16 protein-coding genes and 1 tRNA gene are annotated in these 20765 nt (G+C 44.5%); 1 reads left to right on the forward strand and 16 read right to left on the reverse strand.

Going from position 1 to position 20765, the window contains the following annotated elements; all coding sequences use genetic code 11:
- From ABD036_RS16650 to rplK, 10 genes are all read right to left on the reverse strand, one after another.
- Window positions 1-259: GTP-binding protein (locus ABD036_RS16650; RefSeq protein ID WP_343861971.1), on the reverse strand; the 259-nt coding region annotated here is incomplete at its 3' end.
- Window positions 260-322: 63 nt separating this feature from the next.
- Window positions 323-2425, reverse strand: a complete 2103-nt coding sequence (fusA, locus tag ABD036_RS16655; protein ID WP_343861973.1) for an elongation factor G — start codon at window positions 2423-2425, stop codon at window positions 323-325.
- A gap of 24 nt (window positions 2426-2449) precedes the next feature.
- Window positions 2450-2920: a 30S ribosomal protein S7 gene (gene rpsG, locus ABD036_RS16660; protein ID WP_343861974.1), complete on the reverse strand. Its 471-nt coding sequence runs from the start codon at window positions 2918-2920 to the stop codon at window positions 2450-2452.
- Window positions 2921-2995: 75 nt separating this feature from the next.
- Window positions 2996-3370 carry a 30S ribosomal protein S12 gene (rpsL, locus tag ABD036_RS16665; protein ID WP_343861975.1) on the reverse strand — a complete coding sequence of 125 codons (375 nt, stop codon included), beginning with the start codon at window positions 3368-3370 and terminating at the stop codon, window positions 2996-2998.
- Window positions 3371-3558: 188 nt separating this feature from the next.
- Complete coding sequence (gene rpoC, locus ABD036_RS16670; protein ID WP_343861977.1) at window positions 3559-7749, reverse strand: DNA-directed RNA polymerase subunit beta'; 4191 nt, start codon at window positions 7747-7749, stop codon at window positions 3559-3561.
- 83 nt (window positions 7750-7832) lie between these two features.
- On the reverse strand, window positions 7833-11867 hold the full coding sequence (gene rpoB, locus ABD036_RS16675) for a DNA-directed RNA polymerase subunit beta (RefSeq protein ID WP_343861978.1): 4035 nt from the start codon (window positions 11865-11867) through the stop codon (window positions 7833-7835).
- A 297-nt stretch (window positions 11868-12164) separates the two neighbouring features.
- A complete protein-coding gene (gene rplL, locus ABD036_RS16680; protein WP_343861979.1) occupies window positions 12165-12536 on the reverse strand; it encodes a 50S ribosomal protein L7/L12 in 372 nt (123 codons plus the stop codon).
- Window positions 12537-12593: 57 nt separating this feature from the next.
- Window positions 12594-13112: a 50S ribosomal protein L10 gene (gene rplJ / locus ABD036_RS16685; protein WP_343861981.1), complete on the reverse strand. Its 519-nt coding sequence runs from the start codon at window positions 13110-13112 to the stop codon at window positions 12594-12596.
- Between the two features lie 354 nt (window positions 13113-13466).
- Window positions 13467-14165 carry a 50S ribosomal protein L1 gene (gene rplA / locus ABD036_RS16690; RefSeq protein WP_343861983.1) on the reverse strand — a complete coding sequence of 233 codons (699 nt, stop codon included), beginning with the start codon at window positions 14163-14165 and terminating at the stop codon, window positions 13467-13469.
- Between the two features lie 3 nt (window positions 14166-14168).
- Window positions 14169-14597 (reverse strand): 50S ribosomal protein L11, encoded by a 429-nt coding sequence (gene rplK / locus ABD036_RS16695; protein ID WP_343861985.1) that lies wholly within the window; start codon window positions 14595-14597, stop codon window positions 14169-14171.
- Window positions 14598-14967: 370 nt separating this feature from the next.
- On the opposite strand from rplK, the gene dkgB reads away from it, so the two are divergent.
- Window positions 14968-15774 carry a 2,5-didehydrogluconate reductase DkgB gene (gene dkgB, locus ABD036_RS16700; RefSeq protein WP_343861987.1) on the forward strand — a complete coding sequence of 269 codons (807 nt, stop codon included), beginning with the start codon at window positions 14968-14970 and terminating at the stop codon, window positions 15772-15774.
- A 437-nt stretch (window positions 15775-16211) separates the two neighbouring features.
- Here dkgB and nusG read toward each other — a convergent pair whose 3' ends face one another.
- The 6 genes from nusG to ABD036_RS16730 all read right to left on the reverse strand — a co-directional run bounded on the left by nusG (window position 16212) and on the right by ABD036_RS16730 (window position 20525).
- Entirely contained in the window at window positions 16212-16748 is a 537-nt protein-coding gene (gene nusG, locus ABD036_RS16705) for a transcription termination/antitermination protein NusG (RefSeq protein ID WP_343861988.1), read from the reverse strand.
- A gap of 3 nt (window positions 16749-16751) precedes the next feature.
- Window positions 16752-17129, reverse strand: coding sequence for a preprotein translocase subunit SecE (gene secE, locus ABD036_RS16710; RefSeq protein ID WP_343861990.1), 378 nt, complete (start codon window positions 17127-17129; stop codon window positions 16752-16754).
- Between the two features lie 77 nt (window positions 17130-17206).
- Window positions 17207-17283 (reverse strand) — tRNA-Trp (locus ABD036_RS16715).
- Window positions 17284-17548: 265 nt separating this feature from the next.
- Window positions 17549-19390 carry an ABC transporter ATP-binding protein gene (locus ABD036_RS16720; protein ID WP_343861992.1) on the reverse strand — a complete coding sequence of 614 codons (1842 nt, stop codon included), beginning with the start codon at window positions 19388-19390 and terminating at the stop codon, window positions 17549-17551.
- 68 nt (window positions 19391-19458) lie between these two features.
- Window positions 19459-20070 carry an RraA family protein gene (locus tag ABD036_RS16725; protein ID WP_343861994.1) on the reverse strand — a complete coding sequence of 204 codons (612 nt, stop codon included), beginning with the start codon at window positions 20068-20070 and terminating at the stop codon, window positions 19459-19461.
- A gap of 38 nt (window positions 20071-20108) precedes the next feature.
- Window positions 20109-20525 carry an MAPEG family protein gene (locus ABD036_RS16730; protein ID WP_343861996.1) on the reverse strand — a complete coding sequence of 139 codons (417 nt, stop codon included), beginning with the start codon at window positions 20523-20525 and terminating at the stop codon, window positions 20109-20111.
- Window positions 20526-20765 lie beyond the last annotated feature (240 nt).

Raw genomic sequence — 20765 nt, forward strand, 5'->3', positions numbered from 1 at the left:
CGGCGTGTCCAGGACAATCTACGTGTGCGTAGTGACGGTTAGGTGTGTCATATTCAACGTGAGACGTTGAAATTGTGATACCACGCTCACGCTCTTCTGGAGCGTTATCGATTTGGTCAAACGCTGACGCAGAACCACCGTAGGTTTTTGCAAGAACAGTGGTGATTGCCGCTGTTAGCGTTGTTTTACCGTGGTCAACGTGGCCGATTGTACCGACGTTGACGTGGGTTTTAGTACGTTCAAACTTTTCTTTTGCCATTTTTCTCGTTTCCTAATTTAAAAGTCCGACCCAATGAAAGACCGGACCGAACCTTCATTTAGATTAATTTCTAGACTCAACTATCGCTTGCGTCACATTACTGGGCGCTTCGGAATAGTTAAAGAATTCCATTGAATATGAAGCTCGCCCCTGCGTTGCACTGCGCAAAGCGGTAGCATAGCCAAACATTTCAGAAAGCGGAACCTTCGCACGTACAATTTTAATACCCGCGACTCCTTCTTCCATACCATCTATTACGCCGCGACGACGGTTGAGGTCGCCAACGACATCACCCATCCAATCTTCTGGAGTGGTGACTTCGACTTTCATAGTCGGTTCGAGCAGCACTGGATTAGCCATCTCAGCACCGTTTCTAAAGCCCATTGAACCGGCTATCTTAAACGCCATTTCAGAAGAGTCAACATCATGGTATGACCCATCAAACAAAGTGACTTTAACATCCAGTACTGGGTAGCCAGCTAACACACCATTTTGGGTCTGTTCCTGAATACCTTTATCTACCGCAGGAATGAATTCTTTGGGAACTGTGCCCCCAACGATCTCATTCACAAACTCGTAGCCAGCACCTTCTTCATTAGGCTCTATTCTCAACCAGACATGACCATATTGACCACGACCGCCTGACTGACGCACAAACTTGCCTTCCACTTCCACAGATTTACGAATGGTTTCGCGGTATGCAACTTGCGGTTTACCCACGTTACATTCCACTTTGAATTCGCGCTTCATACGTTCAACCAGAATATCTAAATGCAACTCGCCCATTCCTGAGATAATTGTCTGTCCAGATTCTTCATCGGTCTTGACGCGGAAAGACGGATCTTCAGCAGCCAGTTTACCTAATGCGATGGCCATCTTATCTTGGTCAGCTTTGGAACGAGGCTCAACCGCAATAGAGATAACCGGTTCCGGAAACTCCATACGTTCAAGCGTGATCACATGATTCGGATCACACAAAGTGTCACCGGTAGTGACATCTTTCATTCCAATCGCCGCCGCAATATCGCCAGCGCGCACTTCTTTTAACTCTTCGCGGTCTTTAGCGTGCATTTGCACGATCCGACCAAAGCGTTCTTTTTTACCTTTTACTGCGTTATACACAGCATCACCCGTATTGACGACACCGGAATAACAGCGGAAGAAAGTCAATGTACCAACGAAAGGGTCTGTCGCAATCTTAAATGCCAGTGCAGAGAACGGTTCGCTGTCATCAGCATGACGTTCCGCTTCACTTTCATTTTTATCGCTAAGTACACCTTTAATAGCAGGGACATCACAAGGCGCGGGCAGATAATCTATGACAGAGTCAAGAACCGCTTGCACACCTTTGTTTTTAAATGCTGAACCACAAGTTGCGATAACAATCTCATTGCTGAGTGTGCGCGTTCTTAGGCCTGATTTAATTTCTTCCTCGGAAAGTTCTTCACCTTCCAGATATTTGTTCATCAGCTCATCAGAGGCTTCCGCTGCCGCTTCTACCATCTCGTTGCGCAATTCAGTTGCACGGTCGAGAAGATCTGCGGGAACGTCTTCGTAGGTAAAGGTCATTCCTTGATCAGCATCATTCCAGTTAATGGCTTTCATTTTGATCAGATCAATGACACCTTCGAAGGTCTCTTCAGCACCAATGTTCAATTGAATAGGCACACAAGTGGCACCTAAACGATTGCGGATTTGATTGACTACACGGTCGAAGTCAGCTCCTGCGCGGTCCATTTTGTTGACAAATACCATGCGCGGAACACGGTACTTGTCAGCTTGACGCCACACAGTTTCAGATTGAGGTTCGACACCCGATGAGCCACAAAACACCACTACGGCACCGTCGAGTACGCGCAGAGAACGCTCTACTTCAATAGTGAAGTCAACGTGTCCAGGCGTATCGATAATGTTGATTCTGTGCTGCTCATGCTGTTGTTGCATGCCAGACCAGAAACACGTGGTTGCCGCGGAAGTGATTGTAATACCACGTTCCTGCTCTTGTTCCATCCAGTCCATGGTGGCAGCGCCATCATGGACTTCACCGATCTTGTGAGACAAGCCGGTATAGAATAAAACACGCTCAGTCGTGGTCGTTTTACCCGCATCAACGTGTGCAACGATTCCAATGTTACGATAGCGATCGATTGGATGCTTACGAGCCATCTGTCCCTCTCAAAGAAGCTTTGACTACCAGCGGTAGTGTGCGAATGCTTTGTTCGCTTCAGCCATACGGTGAACGTCTTCACGTTTCTTAACCGCAGAACCTCTGTTTTCAGATGCATCAAGCATCTCGGCAGCTAAACGTTGTGCCATTGATTTCTCACCACGCTTACGCGCAGCATCAACCATCCAACGCATACCTAGCGCATTACGACGAATAGGACGAACTTCTACAGGAACTTGGTATGTAGAACCACCAACACGACGAGATTTAACCTCGACTGTAGGGCGGATGTTGTCCAATGCTTCTTCGAACACATCTAAGTGAGCTTTGCCAGTTTTTTCAGCAACGATTTCTAACGCACCGTATACGATTTTTTCAGCAGTAGATTTTTTACCATCCAACATGACAACGTTCATGAATTTGGCAAGTAATTGTGATCCGAACTTAGGATCTGGTAGGATTTTACGTTGACCTACGACTCGTCTTCTTGGCATCTTATTTCTCCGTGGGATTCAGGAATAACCCAAAACTCTAAAATTATTTAGTTTGGCCTTACTAACGGAGAACCGTTAAGACTTAGGCCTTTTAGCGCCGTACTTAGAACGGGCTTGTCTACGGTCGCTAACGCCTGAGCAGTCCAATGTACCGCGAACAGTGTGATAACGAACACCTGGTAAATCTTTAACACGACCACCACGAATAAGAACAACACTGTGCTCTTGTAAGTTGTGACCTTCACCACCGATATATGAAGAAACTTCAAAACCGTTGGTTAAACGAACACGGCATACTTTACGTAATGCTGAGTTCGGCTTCTTTGGCGTGGTGGTATATACACGTGTACATACTCCACGTTTTTGTGGGCAAGCCTGTAAGGCAGCGACGTTGCTTTTTTCAACGGGCTTCTTACGAGGAGAGCGCACTAACTGGTTAACTGTTGCCATTAACTAGCTCCTGGTTAATAAAAAAACTACTGTTGCCCGATTATTCGGGCGCTGAAAGCGAAAAATCCGCGAGCCGAAACTGGTATTACCAAATTTCGGGTCGCGGAATTCTATAGATCAATTATCAAACTGTCAAGAAATGTCTTAGGCTGCCAAGTAACAGCCTAAGTGGGTATTTCTTGTTGTTGCTACTCGTCAGCGGCAGAACTATTACCGGCTTCAGCATTCAATGCTTCAGTCAGTGCAAGTTCAGCATCAGAAGCAGAAACTGACGTTTCTTCTACCAATGCAGCTGCTTGAGCTTGTTTCATTTTCGCTCGATTCTGGTGGTATGAGAAACCGGTACCAGCTGGGATCAAACGTCCCACGATAACGTTTTCTTTCAAGCCACGTAACTCATCTTCTTTACCTTGCACTGCTGCTTCGGTAAGTACGCGAGTGGTTTCTTGGAAAGACGCCGCCGAGATGAATGATTCAGTTGATAGCGATGCTTTGGTGATACCAAGTAATTGCGTTTCATACTGAGCAGGGATTTTGCCCTGTTTTTCTTTCTCACGGTTAGCAACTCTCACGTTTGCCACTTCAACTTGCTCACCTTCAAGGAACTGCGTATCACCTGGATGAGTAATCAAACACTTACGCAACATCTGGCGGATTACCACTTCGATGTGCTTATCGTTAATTTTAACCCCTTGTAGGCGATAAACTTCCTGTACTTCGTTAACAATGTAGTTTGCTACTGCACTGATACCACGAAGGCGCAAGATGTCATGTGGAGACTCTGGTCCATCAGCGATAACTTCGCCTTTTTCAACAGATTCACCTTCAAACACGTTAAGTTGACGCCACTTAGGAATCATCTCTTCGTAATGATCACCTTCTTTAGGAGTGATGATCAAACGCTTCTTACCTTTGGTTTCTTTACCGAAACCAATGGTTCCTGAAACTTCCGCTAAGATAGCTGGCTCTTTTGGCTTACGTGCTTCGAACAAGTCAGCAACACGCGGTAGACCACCGGTGATGTCACGAGTTTTCGAACTTTCTTGAGGTATACGTGCTAACACGTCACCTTCACGAGCCATTTTGCCATCGGCTGCTTCGATAGTGGTAAAGCTTGGCAGGCGAATTTCTTGCAAGCCCACTTCGTCACTTTCTAGAATTAACTTAGGCTCTTTAGCATTCGCTTTAGTTAAATCTTTAACAACGATACGGGTCAAGCCAGTTAATTCGTCTTGTTGCATTTCGGTGTTCGAATCATCTACGTCAGCAAAGCTGATTTTCGCAGCGCGCTCAGTGATAATTGGATGCGAATGCGGATCCCAGTTAGCCACAACATCGCCAGCTTTAATAGCGGCGTTGTTGTCAACTGTTAGGATGGCACCGTAAGGCACTTTATAACGCTCTTTCTCACGACCTTGATCATCGATGATGGTCAGTTCGGTTGAACGTGAAACGATAACGACTTTGTCGTCAGCGTTGCGTACATATTTAGCATTATGGAACTTCAATGTACCGTTGGTTTTCACCTGAACGCTGTTTTCAGCTGATGCTCTAGATGCCGCACCACCGATGTGGAAGGTACGCATGGTAAGCTGTGTACCTGGCTCACCAATTGATTGAGCAGCGATAACACCCACTGACTCACCGTAACCAACCATGTGGCCACGAGCAAGGTCACGACCATAACATCTTGCACAAACACCAAAGTCATTATCACAAGTGATAACAGAGCGAACCAGCATTTGATCAACAGAGTTGGCTTCCAACATGTCTACCAAAGCTTCATCTAGTAACGTATTACGCTCAACTAGAATTTCATCCGTACCTGGCTTAACCACGTCTTCTGCAACAACACGTCCAAGTACACGTTCACGCAACGGTTCAACAACATCGCCACCTTCGATTAGCGGTGTCATTTTCACCCCTTCGAATGTGCCGCAATCTTCGTTATTGATAACCAAATCTTGTGCTACGTCTACCAAACGACGAGTCAAGTAACCCGAGTTTGCTGTTTTAAGTGCGGTATCGGCCAAACCTTTACGCGCTCCGTGAGTTGAGATGAAGTACTGAAGTACGTTCAAACCTTCACGGAAGTTAGCGGTAATTGGTGTCTCGATGATTGAACCATCTGGTTTCGCCATCAGACCACGCATACCTGCTAGCTGACGGATCTGCGCGGCACTACCACGAGCTCCAGAGTCAGCCATCATGAACACTGAGTTGAATGAGTCTTGCTCTTCCATCTCACCGTCACGATTTAACACGCTTTCTTTAGATAAGTTAGTCATCATCGCTTTAGCAACGTCTTCGTTAGCACGTGACCAAATATCGATAACTTTGTTGTAACGCTCACCCGCAGTAACCAAACCTGATTGGAACTGTTCTTGAATTTCGAACACTTCTTCTTCAGCAGCTTCAATGATGTCTTTCTTCGCGTCTGGAATAACCATGTCGTCGATACCAACAGAGGCACCAGCGATCATCGCGTAATGGAAACCAGAATACATGATTTGGTCAGCAGCGATTACGGTGTCTTTCAAACCAAGCACACGGTAGCAAGTGTTAAGCAACTTCGAAATTTGCTTCTTACCCATAGGCTGGTTAATGATTTCGAAAGGCAATCCTTTAGGCAAAATAAGTGAGAAAATAGCGCGACCAACAGTGGTGTCGGTTAGAGTTACTTTTTCAGTTTTGTTGCCATCAGCGTCAACATCGTATTCAGTAATACGTACTTTCACGCGAGCATGAAGTTCTGCATTACCCGTACGGTAAGCTTTTTCCGCTTCGTTAGGGCTGGTAAATACCATACCTTCACCTAGACCATTTACACGATCACGGGTTAGGTAATAAAGACCCAATACAACGTCCTGTGAAGGAACAATGATAGGCTCACCGTTCGCAGGAGAAAGGATGTTGTTAGTTGACATCATCAAAGAGCGAGCTTCAAGCTGTGCTTCGATGGTCAATGGAACGTGAACCGCCATTTGGTCACCATCGAAGTCAGCGTTGTACGCCGCACAAACCAATGGGTGCAATTGAATCGCTTTACCTTCAATTAGGGTAGGTTCAAATGCTTGAATACCCAAACGGTGAAGTGTTGGTGCACGGTTTAGCAATACCGGATGTTCACGGATAACGTCGTCTAATACGTCCCATACTTCCGGAGCTTCACGCTCGACTAATTTTTTAGCGGCTTTGATGGTTGTTGCTAAGCCACGCGCTTCCAATTTTCCGTAGATAAACGGCTTGAAAAGCTCCAATGCCATCTTCTTAGGAAGACCACACTGGTGAAGGCGAAGTGTAGGACCAACGGTAATTACTGAACGGCCTGAATAATCAACACGCTTACCTAGCAAGTTCTGACGGAAACGACCTTGCTTACCTTTGATCATATCTGCCAAAGATTTAAGAGGACGCTTGTTAGAGCCTGTGATTGCGCGGCCACGACGACCGTTATCAAGCAAGGCATCTACCGCTTCTTGTAACATACGTTTTTCGTTGCGCACGATGATATCAGGTGCAGCAAGGTCAAGAAGACGCTTCAAACGGTTGTTACGGTTGATTACTCGACGATATAAATCGTTCAAATCAGAAGTAGCAAAACGACCGCCATCTAGTGGTACCAACGGACGTAAGTCAGGTGGCAATACTGGAAGTACAGTCATGATCATCCACTCTGGCTTGTTGCCAGATTGTTGGAATGATTCAAGCAACTTCAAACGCTTAGTGATCTTCTTACGCTTCGTTTCAGAGTTGATACTCGGTAACTCTTCACGCATAGCAGCAACATCTGCATCTACGTCAAGCACTTTAAGTAGTTCGAAAACGGCTTCAGCACCCATTTTCGCTTCAAACTCATCACCGTGCTCTTCTAGCGCATCTAGATATTCTTCTTCGCCTAATAGCTGCGAACGCTCTAATGTCGTCATACCAGGTTCGGTGACAACATAAGATTCGAAATACAGCACACGCTCGATATCACGCAAAGTCATGTCCAACATCAAACCGATACGAGACGGTAATGATTTTAGGAACCAGATATGTGCAACAGGGCTGGCTAATTCGATGTGACCCATGCGCTCACGACGCACTTTAGTTAGGGTCACTTCTACGCCACATTTTTCACAAATAACACCGCGGTGTTTTAGGCGTTTGTATTTACCACACAAGCATTCGTAGTCTTTTACTGGTCCGAAAATACGGGCACAGAAAAGGCCGTCGCGCTCAGGTTTGAACGTACGGTAGTTGATGGTTTCAGGCTTTTTAACCTCACCAAAAGACCACGATCGGACCATGTCCGGAGAAGCAAGACCAATTCGAATATTATCGAATTCTTCGGTTTTGTTCTGTTGCTTAAGAAACTTTAATAAGTCTTTCACTATTCTCTCCCAGCGGAGTGGTGTAACTCAAGCCTGACTGGTTTACACCAGACAGGCTCGCTTCGTATTTCTATAAGAGCAGACTAGTCGTTCTGCTCTTCCAGCTCGATGTTGATACCCAGTGAACGGATTTCTTTCAGCAATACGTTGAAAGATTCCGGCATACCAGGTTCCATGCGGTGGTCGCCGTCTACGATGTTCTTATACATCTTAGTACGACCATTCACATCATCGGATTTCACAGTTAGCATTTCTTGCAAGGTGTAAGCGGCACCGTAAGCTTCTAGTGCCCACACTTCCATCTCACCGAAACGCTGACCACCGAACTGAGCTTTACCGCCCAACGGTTGCTGTGTAACCAAGCTGTAAGAACCAGTTGAACGCGCATGCATTTTGTCATCAACCAAGTGGTTAAGTTTCAGCATGTACATGTAACCTACAGTTACAGGACGCTCAAAAGAACGGCCAGTTCGACCATCAAACAACGTGATTTGTCCGCTTTCTGGAATGTCCGCTAACTTCAGCAAGTCTTTGATTTCTGCTTCAGTTGCACCATCGAAAACAGGTGTAGCAATAGGAACACCTTTGCGTAAATTTTCAGCTAGACGTCTAATCTCGTCATCGCTGAAGCTGTCTAAATCAACTTCTTGATGCGATTTGCCTGAACCGTAAATCTCTTTCATGAAGCTGCGCAACTTGGCCAGTTCTTCTTGCTCTTTGATCATACGGTCAATCTTCACACCCAATCCGTGAGCAGCCATGCCCAAGTGAGTTTCAAGGATTTGTCCGATGTTCATACGCGAAGGTACACCTAGCGGGTTAAGTACGATATCTACCGGGTTACCGTTTTCATCGTATGGCATATCTTCCACTGGTTGGATAGTCGAGATAACACCTTTGTTACCGTGACGACCGGCCATTTTATCACCAGGCTGGATATGACGTTTAACCGCCAAGTAAACTTTAACAATTTTCAACACGCCCGGCGCCAGATCATCACCTTGGGTGATCTTGCGACGTTTGATTTCGAATTTATTGTCGAAGTCGAGTTTAGTCTCGCTGTACTGTTCTGCTGTTTGATCAAGCTCAGTCTGCGCATCATCGTCTTTCAACGTGATATCAAACCATTTTTCGCGTGGCATACTGTCAAGTTTAGCTTGATCAATACCGTTACGAACTAGCAAGTTCTGAGCACGAGCAAAGATACCGTCTGCCAAGATACCGAATTCATCACCCAAGTCTTTCTTAACTTGACGTAATTGCATGTCTTCGATTTCTAGCGCACGCTTGTCTTTCTCAACACCGTCACGAGTAAAGACTTGAACGTCAATTACTGTACCGTGAACAGAGTTTGGCACACGAAGTGACGTATCTTTAACGTCAGACGCTTTCTCACCAAAAATAGCTCTTAACAGTTTTTCTTCTGGCGTAAGCTGGGTTTCACCTTTAGGAGTAACTTTACCCACTAAGATGTCGCCACCTTTGACTTCAGCACCGATGTAAACAACACCAGACTCATCCAATTTGCCTAAAGCAGACTCACCCACATTTGGGATGTCGCCACTGATTTCTTCAGGACCTAATTTTGTATCACGAGCGATACAGCTTAGTTCTTGGATATGAATAGTGGTGAATCGGTCTTCTTCAGCAACACGCTCAGAAATAAGGATTGAATCCTCAAAGTTATAACCATTCCAAGGCATAAATGCGATACGCATGTTTTGCCCTAGCGCCAACTCACCTAAATCGGTAGAAGGACCATCAGCCAAAACGTCACCTGTTACTATGGGGTCACCCACACTACAAGTTGGTCTTTGGTTGATACAAGTGTTTTGGTTTGAACGGGTGTACTTGGTTAGGTTGTAGATATCAATCCCTGCTTCACCAGCAGTCATTTCATCTTCATTTACCTTGATTACGATGCGACTTGCGTCGACGTAATCAACCACACCACCACGCTTGGCAATAATGGTAACACCAGAGTCAACCGCAACGGTTTTTTCCATACCCGTTCCAACAAGCGGCTTATCAGCTCGAAGGGTCGGTACGGCTTGACGTTGCATGTTTGCACCCATCAATGCACGGTTAGCATCATCGTGTTCAAGGAACGGGATAATACTTGCCGCAACAGAAACGATTTGCTGTGGTGAAACATCCATGTACTTGATGTCTTCAATTTGCATCAAGGTGGTTTCACCACGGTAACGACATGGGATCAAATCGTCGGTTAACTTGCCGTTGTCATCTAGCGCGATGTTAGCCTGTGCAATAGCAAACTGGCCTTCTTCAATCGCTGATAAATAATCGATTTCATCAGTAACGACACCATCAATAATCTTACGATAAGGCGTTTCGAGGAAACCAAAGTCATTGGTACGAGCAAAACTCGACAATGAATTGATCAAACCGATGTTTGGACCTTCAGGCGTTTCGATTGGGCATACTCGACCGTAGTGAGTCGGGTGTACGTCACGTACTTCAAATCCTGCACGTTCACGAGTCAAACCACCTGGACCTAATGCAGAAATACGACGCTTGTGCGTGACTTCTGATAGCGGGTTGTTTTGATCCATAAACTGAGAAAGTTGGCTTGAACCAAAGAACTCTTTTACTGCAGCTGAAATAGGTTTAGCGTTGATCAAATCTTGCGGCATGATGGCATCAAGGTCGCCTAAACTTAGACGTTCTTTAACAGCACGTTCAACACGTACTAAACCAACACGGAATTGGTTTTCGGCCATTTCACCAACCGAACGAATTCGACGGTTACCCAAGTGGTCGATGTCATCAACTTCATCTTTACCATCACGAATGGTAATAAGCTGCTTCATAACAGCGATGATGTCTTCTTTAGAAAGCGTACCTTCGCCAGTCAATTCTTCACGACCTAGACGACGGTTGAACTTCATGCGACCAACAGCAGATAGATCATAACGATCTTCTGAGAAGAAAAGGTTACCGAATAAGGTTTCAGCAGCATCTTTAGTTGGTGGCTCACCAGGGCGCATCATACGGTAAATTTCAACTAGCGCTTCAAGGCGGTTAGTTGAACTATCTATACGTAAGGTATCTGATACGTAAGCACCGTGATCAAGTTCATTGATATACAAAGTGTCGAATGCTTCTGACTCAGAAGCTAATAGCGCTTCCAGTGTCTCAAGCGTCAACTCATCATTTGCATTGATGATCACTTCGCCGGTTTCTTCATTGACGTGCGTTTTGGCAACAACACGACCAACCAAGAATTCAGCCGGTACTTCAAGCTGTTTCACTTTGGCTTTTTCTAGGGCACGTGTATGGCGAGCAGAAATACGACGACCAGTTTCAACTAGTACGTTTCCTTCACCATCCAAAATGTCAAACTGGGCGGTTTCGCCACGCAGACGTTCTGGTACGATATCCATCATGAATTTATTGTCTACCGTGCGGATTTGATCTTTTTCAAAGAACGTTTCCAAAATTTCTTCGGTCGACATTTCTAATGCACGTAAGATGATAGTCGCAGGAAGTTTACGACGACGGTCTATACGTACATATAAATTATCTTTCGGGTCAAATTCAAAGTCTAACCAGGAACCACGGTAAGGGATAACGCGCGCGTTATACAATACTTTACCAGATGAGTGAGTTTTACCTTTATCATGATCAAAGAAAACACCCGGTGAACGGTGAAGTTGAGACACGATTACGCGCTCAGTTCCATTGATCACAAAAGTTCCGTTCTCTGTCATGAGTGGAATTTCACCCATGTAGACTTCTTGCTCTTTGATATCTTTCACAGTACCTGGAGCTGCTTCTTTATCAAACAATACAAGACGCAGTTTCACCCTAAGTGGCGCTGAAAAAGTGACACCACGGATTTGACATTCTTTAACGTCAAACACCGGCTCACCTAAACGGTAGCTCACATATTGTAATTCAGAGTTGCCTGAATAACTTTTGATGGGGAAAACTGATCGAAATGCAGCTTCGAGTCCATACTGACCATCAACATCGATATCGATAAACTTCTTAAAAGAATCGAGTTGGATTGAAAGAAGGTAAGGTATCTCTAATACCTGTGGGCGTTTGCCAAAATCCTTACGGATACGTTTCTTTTCGCTATTGGAGTAAACCATGGGTTCCTCAGCATTCTGATTTTTGACCCAACTTGCTTAGTAAAGCGCTTTTACCAAACAAACTTCAAGCACCCTTTGCGTGGCGCGATTTCCAAGCATACACCAATTTTTTTACAATGTATTACAATTTCTAATACATAACTCGTTGGTTTTATTTCACTTTTCATCGCACTTGCGCTTATAAAAGTAGGATAGTTTTAAAGGGTATAAATGCCCTATCCTACAGCGCAAAAAGGCTGGTGATTAAATAATCACCAGCCCAAGCCTTTTCAGGCAAGTATTTTGTCAGACGACAAATTACTTAAGTTCCACTTCTGCGCCAGCTGCTTCAAGTTCAGCTTTAAGTGCTTCAGCTTCGTCTTTAGAAACGCCTTCTTTGATAGCTTTAGGAGCTGATTCAACAACTTCTTTAGCTTCTTTAAGACCAAGACCAGTTGCGCCACGTACTGCTTTGATAACAGCAACTTTGTTAGCGCCAAATGAAGTCATTACAACGTCAAACTCAGTTTGCTCTGCTGCTGCTTCAGTTGCTGCTGCAGGACCTGCAACCGCTACTGCTGCTGCTGCAGATACGTTGAATTTTTCTTCAGCTGCTTCAATTAACTCTACCAATTCCATAACTGGCATTTCAGCAATCGCGTTTAAAATATCATCTTTAGTTAGAGCCATTTTCTCTAAACTCCTGGGGGTTAGTTGTTAAAAAATTTTTAATGCCAAACACGAAAATTATTTTTCGTCTTTGATCGCCGCCAATACACGCACAAACTTGCCTGGAACTTCGTTGATTGTACGAACGAATTTCTCGGCCGGTGCTTTGAAGGTAGCAAGCAATCTTGCTAGTGCTTCGTCGCGGGTTGGAAGTGAAGCTACTGCGTCCAATTTTTCAGGACCCAACAAACCACTACCAATAGAAAGCGCTGTTACTTTCAACTTGTCGTTTTGCTTTCCGAAATCTTTGAATAGACGTGCTGCACCGCCAGGTGCGTCTATTGAAAATCCGTAAATCAAAGGACCAGTTAAAGCTTCATCCAGATCTGCAAACTTGCTATCTGCTAAACCACGTTTCGCTAGAGTGTTACGTACTACTTTCAAGTACACACCTTGCTCACGAGCTTTAACACGCAGGTCTGTCAGTTCTGAAACTTCCATACCACGGTATTCAGCGACGGCAACGGATAAAGCGCGAGACGCAACTTCAGATACTTCTGCTACGATCTCTTTTTTTGCTGCTAAACCTAGTGCCACTGAGTTCACCTTATGTTAACTGGAAAGTCATTCTTACGAAGTCATTCCCAGAGTTCCAGATTGATAAGGTCTCTATCATCTTTCGATTCAAAGTGCCTTACCGCTCTACGGTGTTCGTTTTCCCAGAGAGTCTGAGTCGAAACCACCGTCTGCGCAGGCGTTTCACAGAAACGTAAAACATTAAGTAAAACGTTGAATGTAAATGCTCTCTTACTTCATTTACCGTTTCACACCTGCGGTCTTGGACGGGAGCTATTTAAATGACAATGCCATTAATAGCTCCAACCCATAACCTACAGAGAGATAGACTTTCGTCTATAAGTGTTGTGATTACCTAAGCAATCAGCAACAAATTTATTTTAAGCCAAGGCTTACTGGATCAAGAGCCACGCCAGCACCCATAGTAGTGCTTAAGCTGATTTTCTTGAAGTAAGTACCTTTAGCAGAAGAAGGCTTAGCTTTCTTCAAGGCGTCAAGCAACGCATCAAGGTTTTCTTGAATTTGGTTTGCTTCAAAAGCAATTTTACCAATGCTTGCGTGAATGATGCCGTTTTTGTCATTTCTATAACGAACCTGGCCAGCTTTTGCATTCTTAACTGCAGTAGCAACGTCCGGTGTAACCGTACCCGTTTTAGGGTTAGGCATAAGACCACGTGGACCTAGGATTTGACCTAATTGACCAACAACGCGCATTGCATCAGGAGAAGCAACAACTACGTCAAAGTTCATTTCGCCTTTCTTCACTAGATCAGCAAGGTCTTCCATACCAACGATGTCAGCACCAGCTTCTTTCGCTGCTTCAGCGTTTGCGCCTTGAGTAAATACCGCTACGCGAACGTCTTTACCAGTACCGTTTGGTAGTACAGTTGCACCACGAACGTTTTGGTCAGATTTACGTGCATCAATACCAAGGTTTACTGAAACGTCTACACTTTCAGCAAATTTAGCTGTGGCAAGTTCTTTCAACAAAGCAACCGCTTCATTGATTTCGTATTCTTTATTTGCGTCGACTTTCTCGCGAATAGCGCGCATTTTCTTAGATAATTTAGCCATGTCTTAGCCCTCTACTACCAAACCCATGCTGCGTGCAGAGCCAGCGATGGTGTTAACAGCAGCTTCAAGATCGGCTGCAGTCAGATCAGGTTCTTTAGTCTTTGCAATTTCTTCTAATTGCGCGCGCGTCACTTTACCCACTTTTTCAGTGTTAGGACGACCAGAACCACTCTTGATGCCTGCTGCTTTCTTCAACAAGTAAGATGCAGGTGGAGTTTTGGTTTCAAAGGTAAATGAACGGTCTTCATATACTGTGATAACAACAGGTACTGGAGCACCTTTATCAAGGCTGTCTGTAGCGGCGTTAAACGCTTTACAGAATTCCATGATGTTAACACCTTTTTGACCTAGTGCAGGACCAACTGGTGGACTTGGGTTAGCAGAACCAGCTGCAACCTGTAGCTTAATAAAGCCAGTGATTTTCTTAGCCATTTTCTTCTCTCAAATTTGGGTCAAGCGCCTCGCAAAACACTGAGATTGTTTGCTCGATCGGCTTCCCATATAAATAAAGGGTCGCGAATTATAGATTAGCTCTTAGATATACGCAACCTAAATATTGAAAAGATCCAGTATTATTATCGTCATCACTTCAACTATCCCGCACAACGCAAGACAGAAAAGTTTACTTCTGCACAAAATATCAGATGAATAAAGAGTGAAAGAATTTCAAAAATCGTAAATTTTAGTTCCAATCATAAAATCCATATTGAGATTATTCTATAAAAATCAATTAAATAGGATTTGGCACGAGTATTTCATGGTATCAAACTCGCAATACTTATTTAATTATGAAGGAGAAACTATGTATCAGGTAACTCTACCCAGCCCTGGATTTGGTACTTTTCGATTAGAAGGCGAATCTCTAAAGCAAGCGATTACAGATGCCCTAGAAATTGGCTTTCGCCACATAGACACGGCGCAAATATACGGCAATGAAGAGACTGTTGGCGAAGCGATAGCCAACTCTTCAGTCAAACGTGACGACATTTTCCTTACTACAAAGGTGTGGTTCGATAACTTTAATGCTGAAAAGTTTGTCAGTAGTGTTGAGGAGAGTCTCGATAAATTACAAACCGACTATGTTGACTTACTATTAATTCACTGGCCTTCTCCAGATCGTAAGGTGCCAATAGAAAGCTATCTAAAATCACTGGTCGATTGCATGCATAAGGGCTATACCCGAGCGATCGGGTTGTCTAATTTCACCGCGCCACTGCTAGAAGAAGCCTTCTCAGTTATAGGTAAAGAAAATATTGCCTGTAATCAAGTAGAAGTGCATCCTTACTTCCAAAATACAGACTTAGTAAAATTTTGTCAGCGTCACGACATCACGGTTGTAGGTTACATGCCGCTGGGTAATGGTAAGATTATGGAAGACAAAGTGCTAAATGATATCGCCGATGAACACGGTGTCTCAGTTGCATCGGTTGCCCTTGCTTGGCAATTACAACAAGGGTTAGTGCCCATCCCAGCATCGACAAACAAAGCACATATCGAATCAAACTTTGCGGCAAAAGAGCTTCGGCTAACGCCAGATGAAATGGATCGCATTGCTAAGTTGGATACAGGTAAGCGGTTTATTGACCCAGATTTTTCGCCTGACTGGTAGTCTCGTGCTGCTTTAATAGTCATGCCAACAGATCCTCGACCAAGAGCACTTCGAGGATGACGGTTGAGGTGATTAATTAGTGACTGTTCTTTAGGATGACTAAACGCAAAAAGACGACCTAGTGTCGTCTCTTCGTGCACAAACAGTTGTCATTCGCAGCATACCATTGACAAATGCCACCCTGAGGCCACTTCGAAGTGTCATCCCCGCGACGCTCACCTACTTGTCATCCCCGCGACGCTCTTGGGCGGGGACCTTTTCAACACCGCACAGACGTATTGCTTAAATAGTAATGCCAACAGTTCCTCGACCAAGAGCACTTCGAAGATGACGGTTGAGGTGAGAATTAGTGACTGCTCTTTAGGATCTCCAAAAACAAAAAAGAGGTCTTAATTGACCTCTTTTTTTAATTTCTTCGACGCTAAAAACTACTAACTTTAGCCTTTCTCTACTTGTCCGAATTCTAGTTCTACCGGAGTAGAACGGCCGAAGATAAGTACAGATACTTTCAAGCGGCTCTTTTCGTAATCCACTTCTTCGACAACACCGTTGAAGTCGGCAAATGGACCATCGGTAACGCGTACCACTTCGCCTGGTTCGAACAAGGTTTTTGGTTTTGGCTTGTCCACACCTTCTTCAAGACGATTCAGAATATGGTCAGCTTCTTTTTTGCTGATAGGCATCGGGCGATCTGATGTACCACCAATAAAGCCCAATACTCTAGGTACACTTTTCACCAAGTGCCAAGAGTCTTCGTTCATTTCCATTTCTACCAGAACATAACCTGGGAAAAATTTACGCTCGCTTTTACGCTTCTGACCGGCGCGCATTTCAACAACTTCTTCAGTTGGTACCAAGATCTCACCGAAATAATCTTCCATCTCGTGCATCTTGATATGCTCTAGCAGGGTCTTTTGGACACGACCTTCGTAGCCTGAGAATGCTTGTACTACGTACCATTTTTTATCAGACATACTTTACGCTCCTATTCCGGTAACAAGGGAAACAAACCAAACTATTACGCCGTCAAGGCCCCACAACATAAGTGAAACAAATGCAGTTGCTGCAAGCACTATCATCGTTGTCTGAGTTGCTTCTTGGCGTGTTGGCCAAACAACTTTGCGTACTTCCGTGCGTGATTCTTTAGCGAAGTTAATGAAGGTGCTGCCTTTTACTGTGCTGCTAGCGATAAATCCAGCAATCACCACTAAGGCAACAGCTGCAAGTGCGCGATATAACACGGAAACTTCTTGATAATACGTATTGGCGGCAATTAATCCACCAAGCAACACAACTACAATCAACCATTTGAGCATATCCAATGAATTGGATGGGTTTTCTGTCTTTTCGCTCATATTCTTACTTCCGTTATGTATGTCGGGTTACTGAAAAACCGCCATAATTAAATTCAAATTAACCGCATTAGCGAGTTTGGCAGGGGTGGAGGGATTCGAACCCCCAACCATCGGTTTTGGAGACCGCTGTTCTACCAATTGGAACTACACCCCTAACAAATTTTAGTTACACCAGCCTTGTGAATTCGTGAAGTTCTGTTTGGAGAAGCAATAGTCACACAAGGAGGGACGCGTATTATACTCATAGATGATTACGATTCAAGGAAAAAACCATGGCAATCGAGATTATTTATTTGTGGCAAGCGAACAAAGGAATTACGACCTTTTCAAGCACCAATTAGAATCCAATCACATCTCGACGAATTATTATCAATTCGTGTTGAGATGTGATCCCATTGTTGCGGTGTGGTTTTGGCAAGCTAATCCACGCCAATAAAACCACCGGTTTGGTGTGCCCAAAGCTTGGCATAAATGCCGTTCAAGGATAACAGTTCACTGTGGCTGCCTGACTCAACGATTTGGCCATTTTCAAGCACTAACAAGCGGTCCATTTGCGCGATCGTTGATAATCGATGCGCGATTGCCAACACCGTTTTATTTGCCATCACCTTGTTAAGACACTGCTGAATTGCAGCTTCTACCTCTGAATCTAAGGCGGATGTCGCCTCATCGAGAATTAAAATAGGGGCATCTTTTAACATCACTCTTGCAATCGCTATGCGCTGCCGTTGCCCTCCTGAGAGTTTTACACCGCGCTCGCCTACTTGAGCTTGATATCCAACATTGCCATTTAAATCAGAAAGATTTTGGATAAAATCATGGGCTTCAGCTTGCTTCGCCGCCTCCGTCATCTGCTCGTCAGTCGCGTTTGATTTACCATAGACAATATTCTCGCGCACCGAGCGGTGTAACAGGGATGTGTCTTGGGTGACCATGCTAATATGTTCACGCAGGCTTTCCTGCTTAACCGCTTTGATGTCTTGGCCATCAATAATTATTTGGCCACTTTGCACATCGTAAAAACGCAATAGCAAGTTGACCAAGGTTGATTTACCAGCACCAGATCGTCCTACCAAACCCACCTTTTCACCCGGTTTGATGGTGAGGTTGAGTTGATTAAATACTTCAATCGGGCGCCCTTCTGGCCCAGCGTATCCAAAGTCAACATTACGAAATTGAATACCACCGCCTTTTACTTCAAGGTTTTTAGCATCAACCTTGTCTTTAACTGCCACTTCATTGGCCAGTGTATTGATACCATCTTGCACTGTACCAATATTTTCAAACAACGACGATACCTCCCACATTATCCATTGAGCCATACCGTTTAATCGTAAGCACAAACTGATTGCCACTGCCAGATCGCCAGGGCTTACCAACTGCTCAACCCACAGGTGAATAGACAGAGCGCTGATAGAAAAAACCAGCAGCGCATTGGAAAACCAAACACAGCCATATAGCAAGGTTACTAGACGCATTTGCGGGTGAACGGTGTCAAGAAATCCTTGCATGGCTTCTTTGGCATAAGAGGACTCTCGGCTGCTATGTGAAAACAACTTGACCGTCATTATGTTGGTGTAACTGTCAACTATCCTCCCGGTCATTAACGAGCGCGCATCGGCTTGTTTTTGCGATACTTTTTTTAACCGCGGTACAAAGGTACGAAGAATAACGACATACACTATAAGCCACACAAATAATGGCAGACTAAGTCGCCAATCTATGGCAAACATTAACGCCACAATACTTATAAAATAGACGCTCACATAGACCAAGATATCGAGCAGTTTCATTACTGCTTCTCGCACGGATAGAGCGGTTTGCATTACTTTGGTGGCAACCCGCCCGGCAAATTCGTCTTGGAAAAATCCGATAGACTGACCGATTAAATATCGATGTGCTTGCCAGCGAATCTTCATCGGATAGTTACCCAGCAGCGTTTGGTGAGTTAATAATGATTGTAAGATCACCAGCATGGGTAGGATTACTAAAATCACCGCCCCCATCATCAATAAGCTGCTGCTTTCTTGTTGAATAAAGGTTGCGCGGTCTCGTTCAGTTAGCCAGTCTACCAGTTGGCCTATATAGCCGAATAACGATACTTCCAATGCTGCGACAGACGCAGCCAATATTGAAACGGTTAAAATGGCTGGCCACATCCCCTTGGTATAATGACGACAAAATGCAATCAGCGTTGCCGGTGGCTGCGTTGGATGTTCTGCTGGAAAGGGGTTAGTTAGCCCTTCGAAAAATGAAAACATGATGATCCCGCTGGATTAAATAACCGTTGGCCCCTGAGACACGCACAGGGTTTCAACGACAAAAGAGTTTATTTGAACTTGGTTAGCAATTGGTCAATATTGGCTTTATGTGCATCTTGCCATTGTTGCAGCGAGGTCTGATTATCTTTGTCTGTGCGTGCTTTTGCAACCAGATAAACCGCCTCAATCTGTTGCTGAGGAATAATTGCGATACCTTCTTCGTCAGCAACAACAATATCCCCTGAATGCACTTGAACACCGCCACAGATAATGGGCTGATTCAACGGTGAATAACACTTTTTTGCCCCCGGCTTAGGTATCACACCACGGGCAAACACTGGGAACTGCAACTCCCTGACTTCGGCCAGATCGCGGATCACTCCATCGATTACGAAACCCAATATCCCACGACTTTTAGCAATTGCACAGACATTCCCGCCCGCTAATGCATAGTTGGAATCACCCTGCACGACAATGACATCACCTGGATTAGCCTGATAAATTGCAGCATGCAACATAAGGTGATCGCCAGGTTCGCACTTAACCGTAAAAGCGGGTCCAGAAATGCGCGGTGGCTGAGGCCACAAACAACCAATTTGATGATCTACAAATTGTTCTCTTGGTAAAGCATCCGCATATTCACAAGGCGATATTTGGTTGATTTCTTGGATGCTTGGCATGCCGTAACTCCTGAGTAAATAAAATAGTCGCTACAGCTTTAAGCAACAAACTTGGACCCTAAGTTGAATAGCCAATAAGCGCTGATCACCACTTGCACGACAAACAAAGCAAAACGAATTTGCACCGCCAGCACCGAGGTTGACAGCAAATGCATTATGGATTGACCTATGCGCGCACCAAGAAGCCACAGTGCCAACGGATCGGTTATTACCGAAGAATTGGTCGCCAATGCCAACAACATAACCCCACCAGTAAAGACAAAGCTCTCAGCACAGTTTAATTGAGCACGCGTTAAACGTTGTCCAAAGGCTGGGGAGTCTGATCCGTCCGCTTTAAATCCATTGGGCAAGCGTTCTTTTGTCAAGACTAACCTAGTACGATAAACCGCAATCACTACCAATAAAAAGACGGTCCAGCTAATATATCCTATAAGCGCAAGAATGGTGGCATTCATACTAAATCCTCAAGGTGGTTAACTACACTTTACGTTACGCAATGCCAGTCAAAATGAAAAGCTGAATTTTTCTGTTACAGTTTTTAATTCAATTTCTTGGCCTACCCTATTATCCTTTTCTATTAATCAACCTGAATTCGGGATAAGAAGTCTCGAGTAAGTAAAAACGAAACTTATTATCCCGAATTCAGGTTAGTTAGTCTTTGTTTGATAAAGACATAATTGTATTACGAATATAAT

It is taken from the genome of Aliiglaciecola litoralis, assembly GCF_039523355.1.
GTDB lineage: Bacteria > Pseudomonadota > Gammaproteobacteria > Enterobacterales > Alteromonadaceae > Aliiglaciecola > Aliiglaciecola litoralis.

Bases quoted from the DNA above. Each gene is read 5' to 3' on its own strand.
- fusA (WP_343861973.1), bottom strand. From the start codon at position 2,425: ATGGCTCGTAAGCATCCAATCGATCGCTATCGTAACATTGGAATCGTT.
- rpsG (WP_343861974.1), bottom strand. From the start codon at position 2,920: ATGCCAAGAAGACGAGTCGTAGGTCAACGTAAAATCCTACCAGATCCT.
- rpsL (WP_343861975.1), bottom strand. From the start codon at position 3,370: ATGGCAACAGTTAACCAGTTAGTGCGCTCTCCTCGTAAGAAGCCCGTT.
- rpoB (WP_343861978.1), bottom strand. From the start codon at position 11,867: ATGGTTTACTCCAATAGCGAAAAGAAACGTATCCGTAAGGATTTTGGC.
- rplL (WP_343861979.1), bottom strand. From the start codon at position 12,536: ATGGCTCTAACTAAAGATGATATTTTAAACGCGATTGCTGAAATGCCA.
- rplA (WP_343861983.1), bottom strand. From the start codon at position 14,165: ATGGCTAAATTATCTAAGAAAATGCGCGCTATTCGCGAGAAAGTCGAC.
- rplK (WP_343861985.1), bottom strand. From the start codon at position 14,597: ATGGCTAAGAAAATCACTGGCTTTATTAAGCTACAGGTTGCAGCTGGT.
- dkgB (WP_343861987.1), top strand. From the start codon at position 14,968: ATGTATCAGGTAACTCTACCCAGCCCTGGATTTGGTACTTTTCGATTA.
- nusG (WP_343861988.1), bottom strand. From the start codon at position 16,748: ATGTCTGATAAAAAATGGTACGTAGTACAAGCATTCTCAGGCTACGAA.
- secE (WP_343861990.1), bottom strand. From the start codon at position 17,129: ATGAGCGAAAAGACAGAAAACCCATCCAATTCATTGGATATGCTCAAA.
- ABD036_RS16720 (WP_343861992.1), bottom strand. From the start codon at position 19,390: ATGTTTTCATTTTTCGAAGGGCTAACTAACCCCTTTCCAGCAGAACAT.
- ABD036_RS16725 (WP_343861994.1), bottom strand. From the start codon at position 20,070: ATGCCAAGCATCCAAGAAATCAACCAAATATCGCCTTGTGAATATGCG.
- ABD036_RS16730 (WP_343861996.1), bottom strand. From the start codon at position 20,525: ATGAATGCCACCATTCTTGCGCTTATAGGATATATTAGCTGGACCGTC.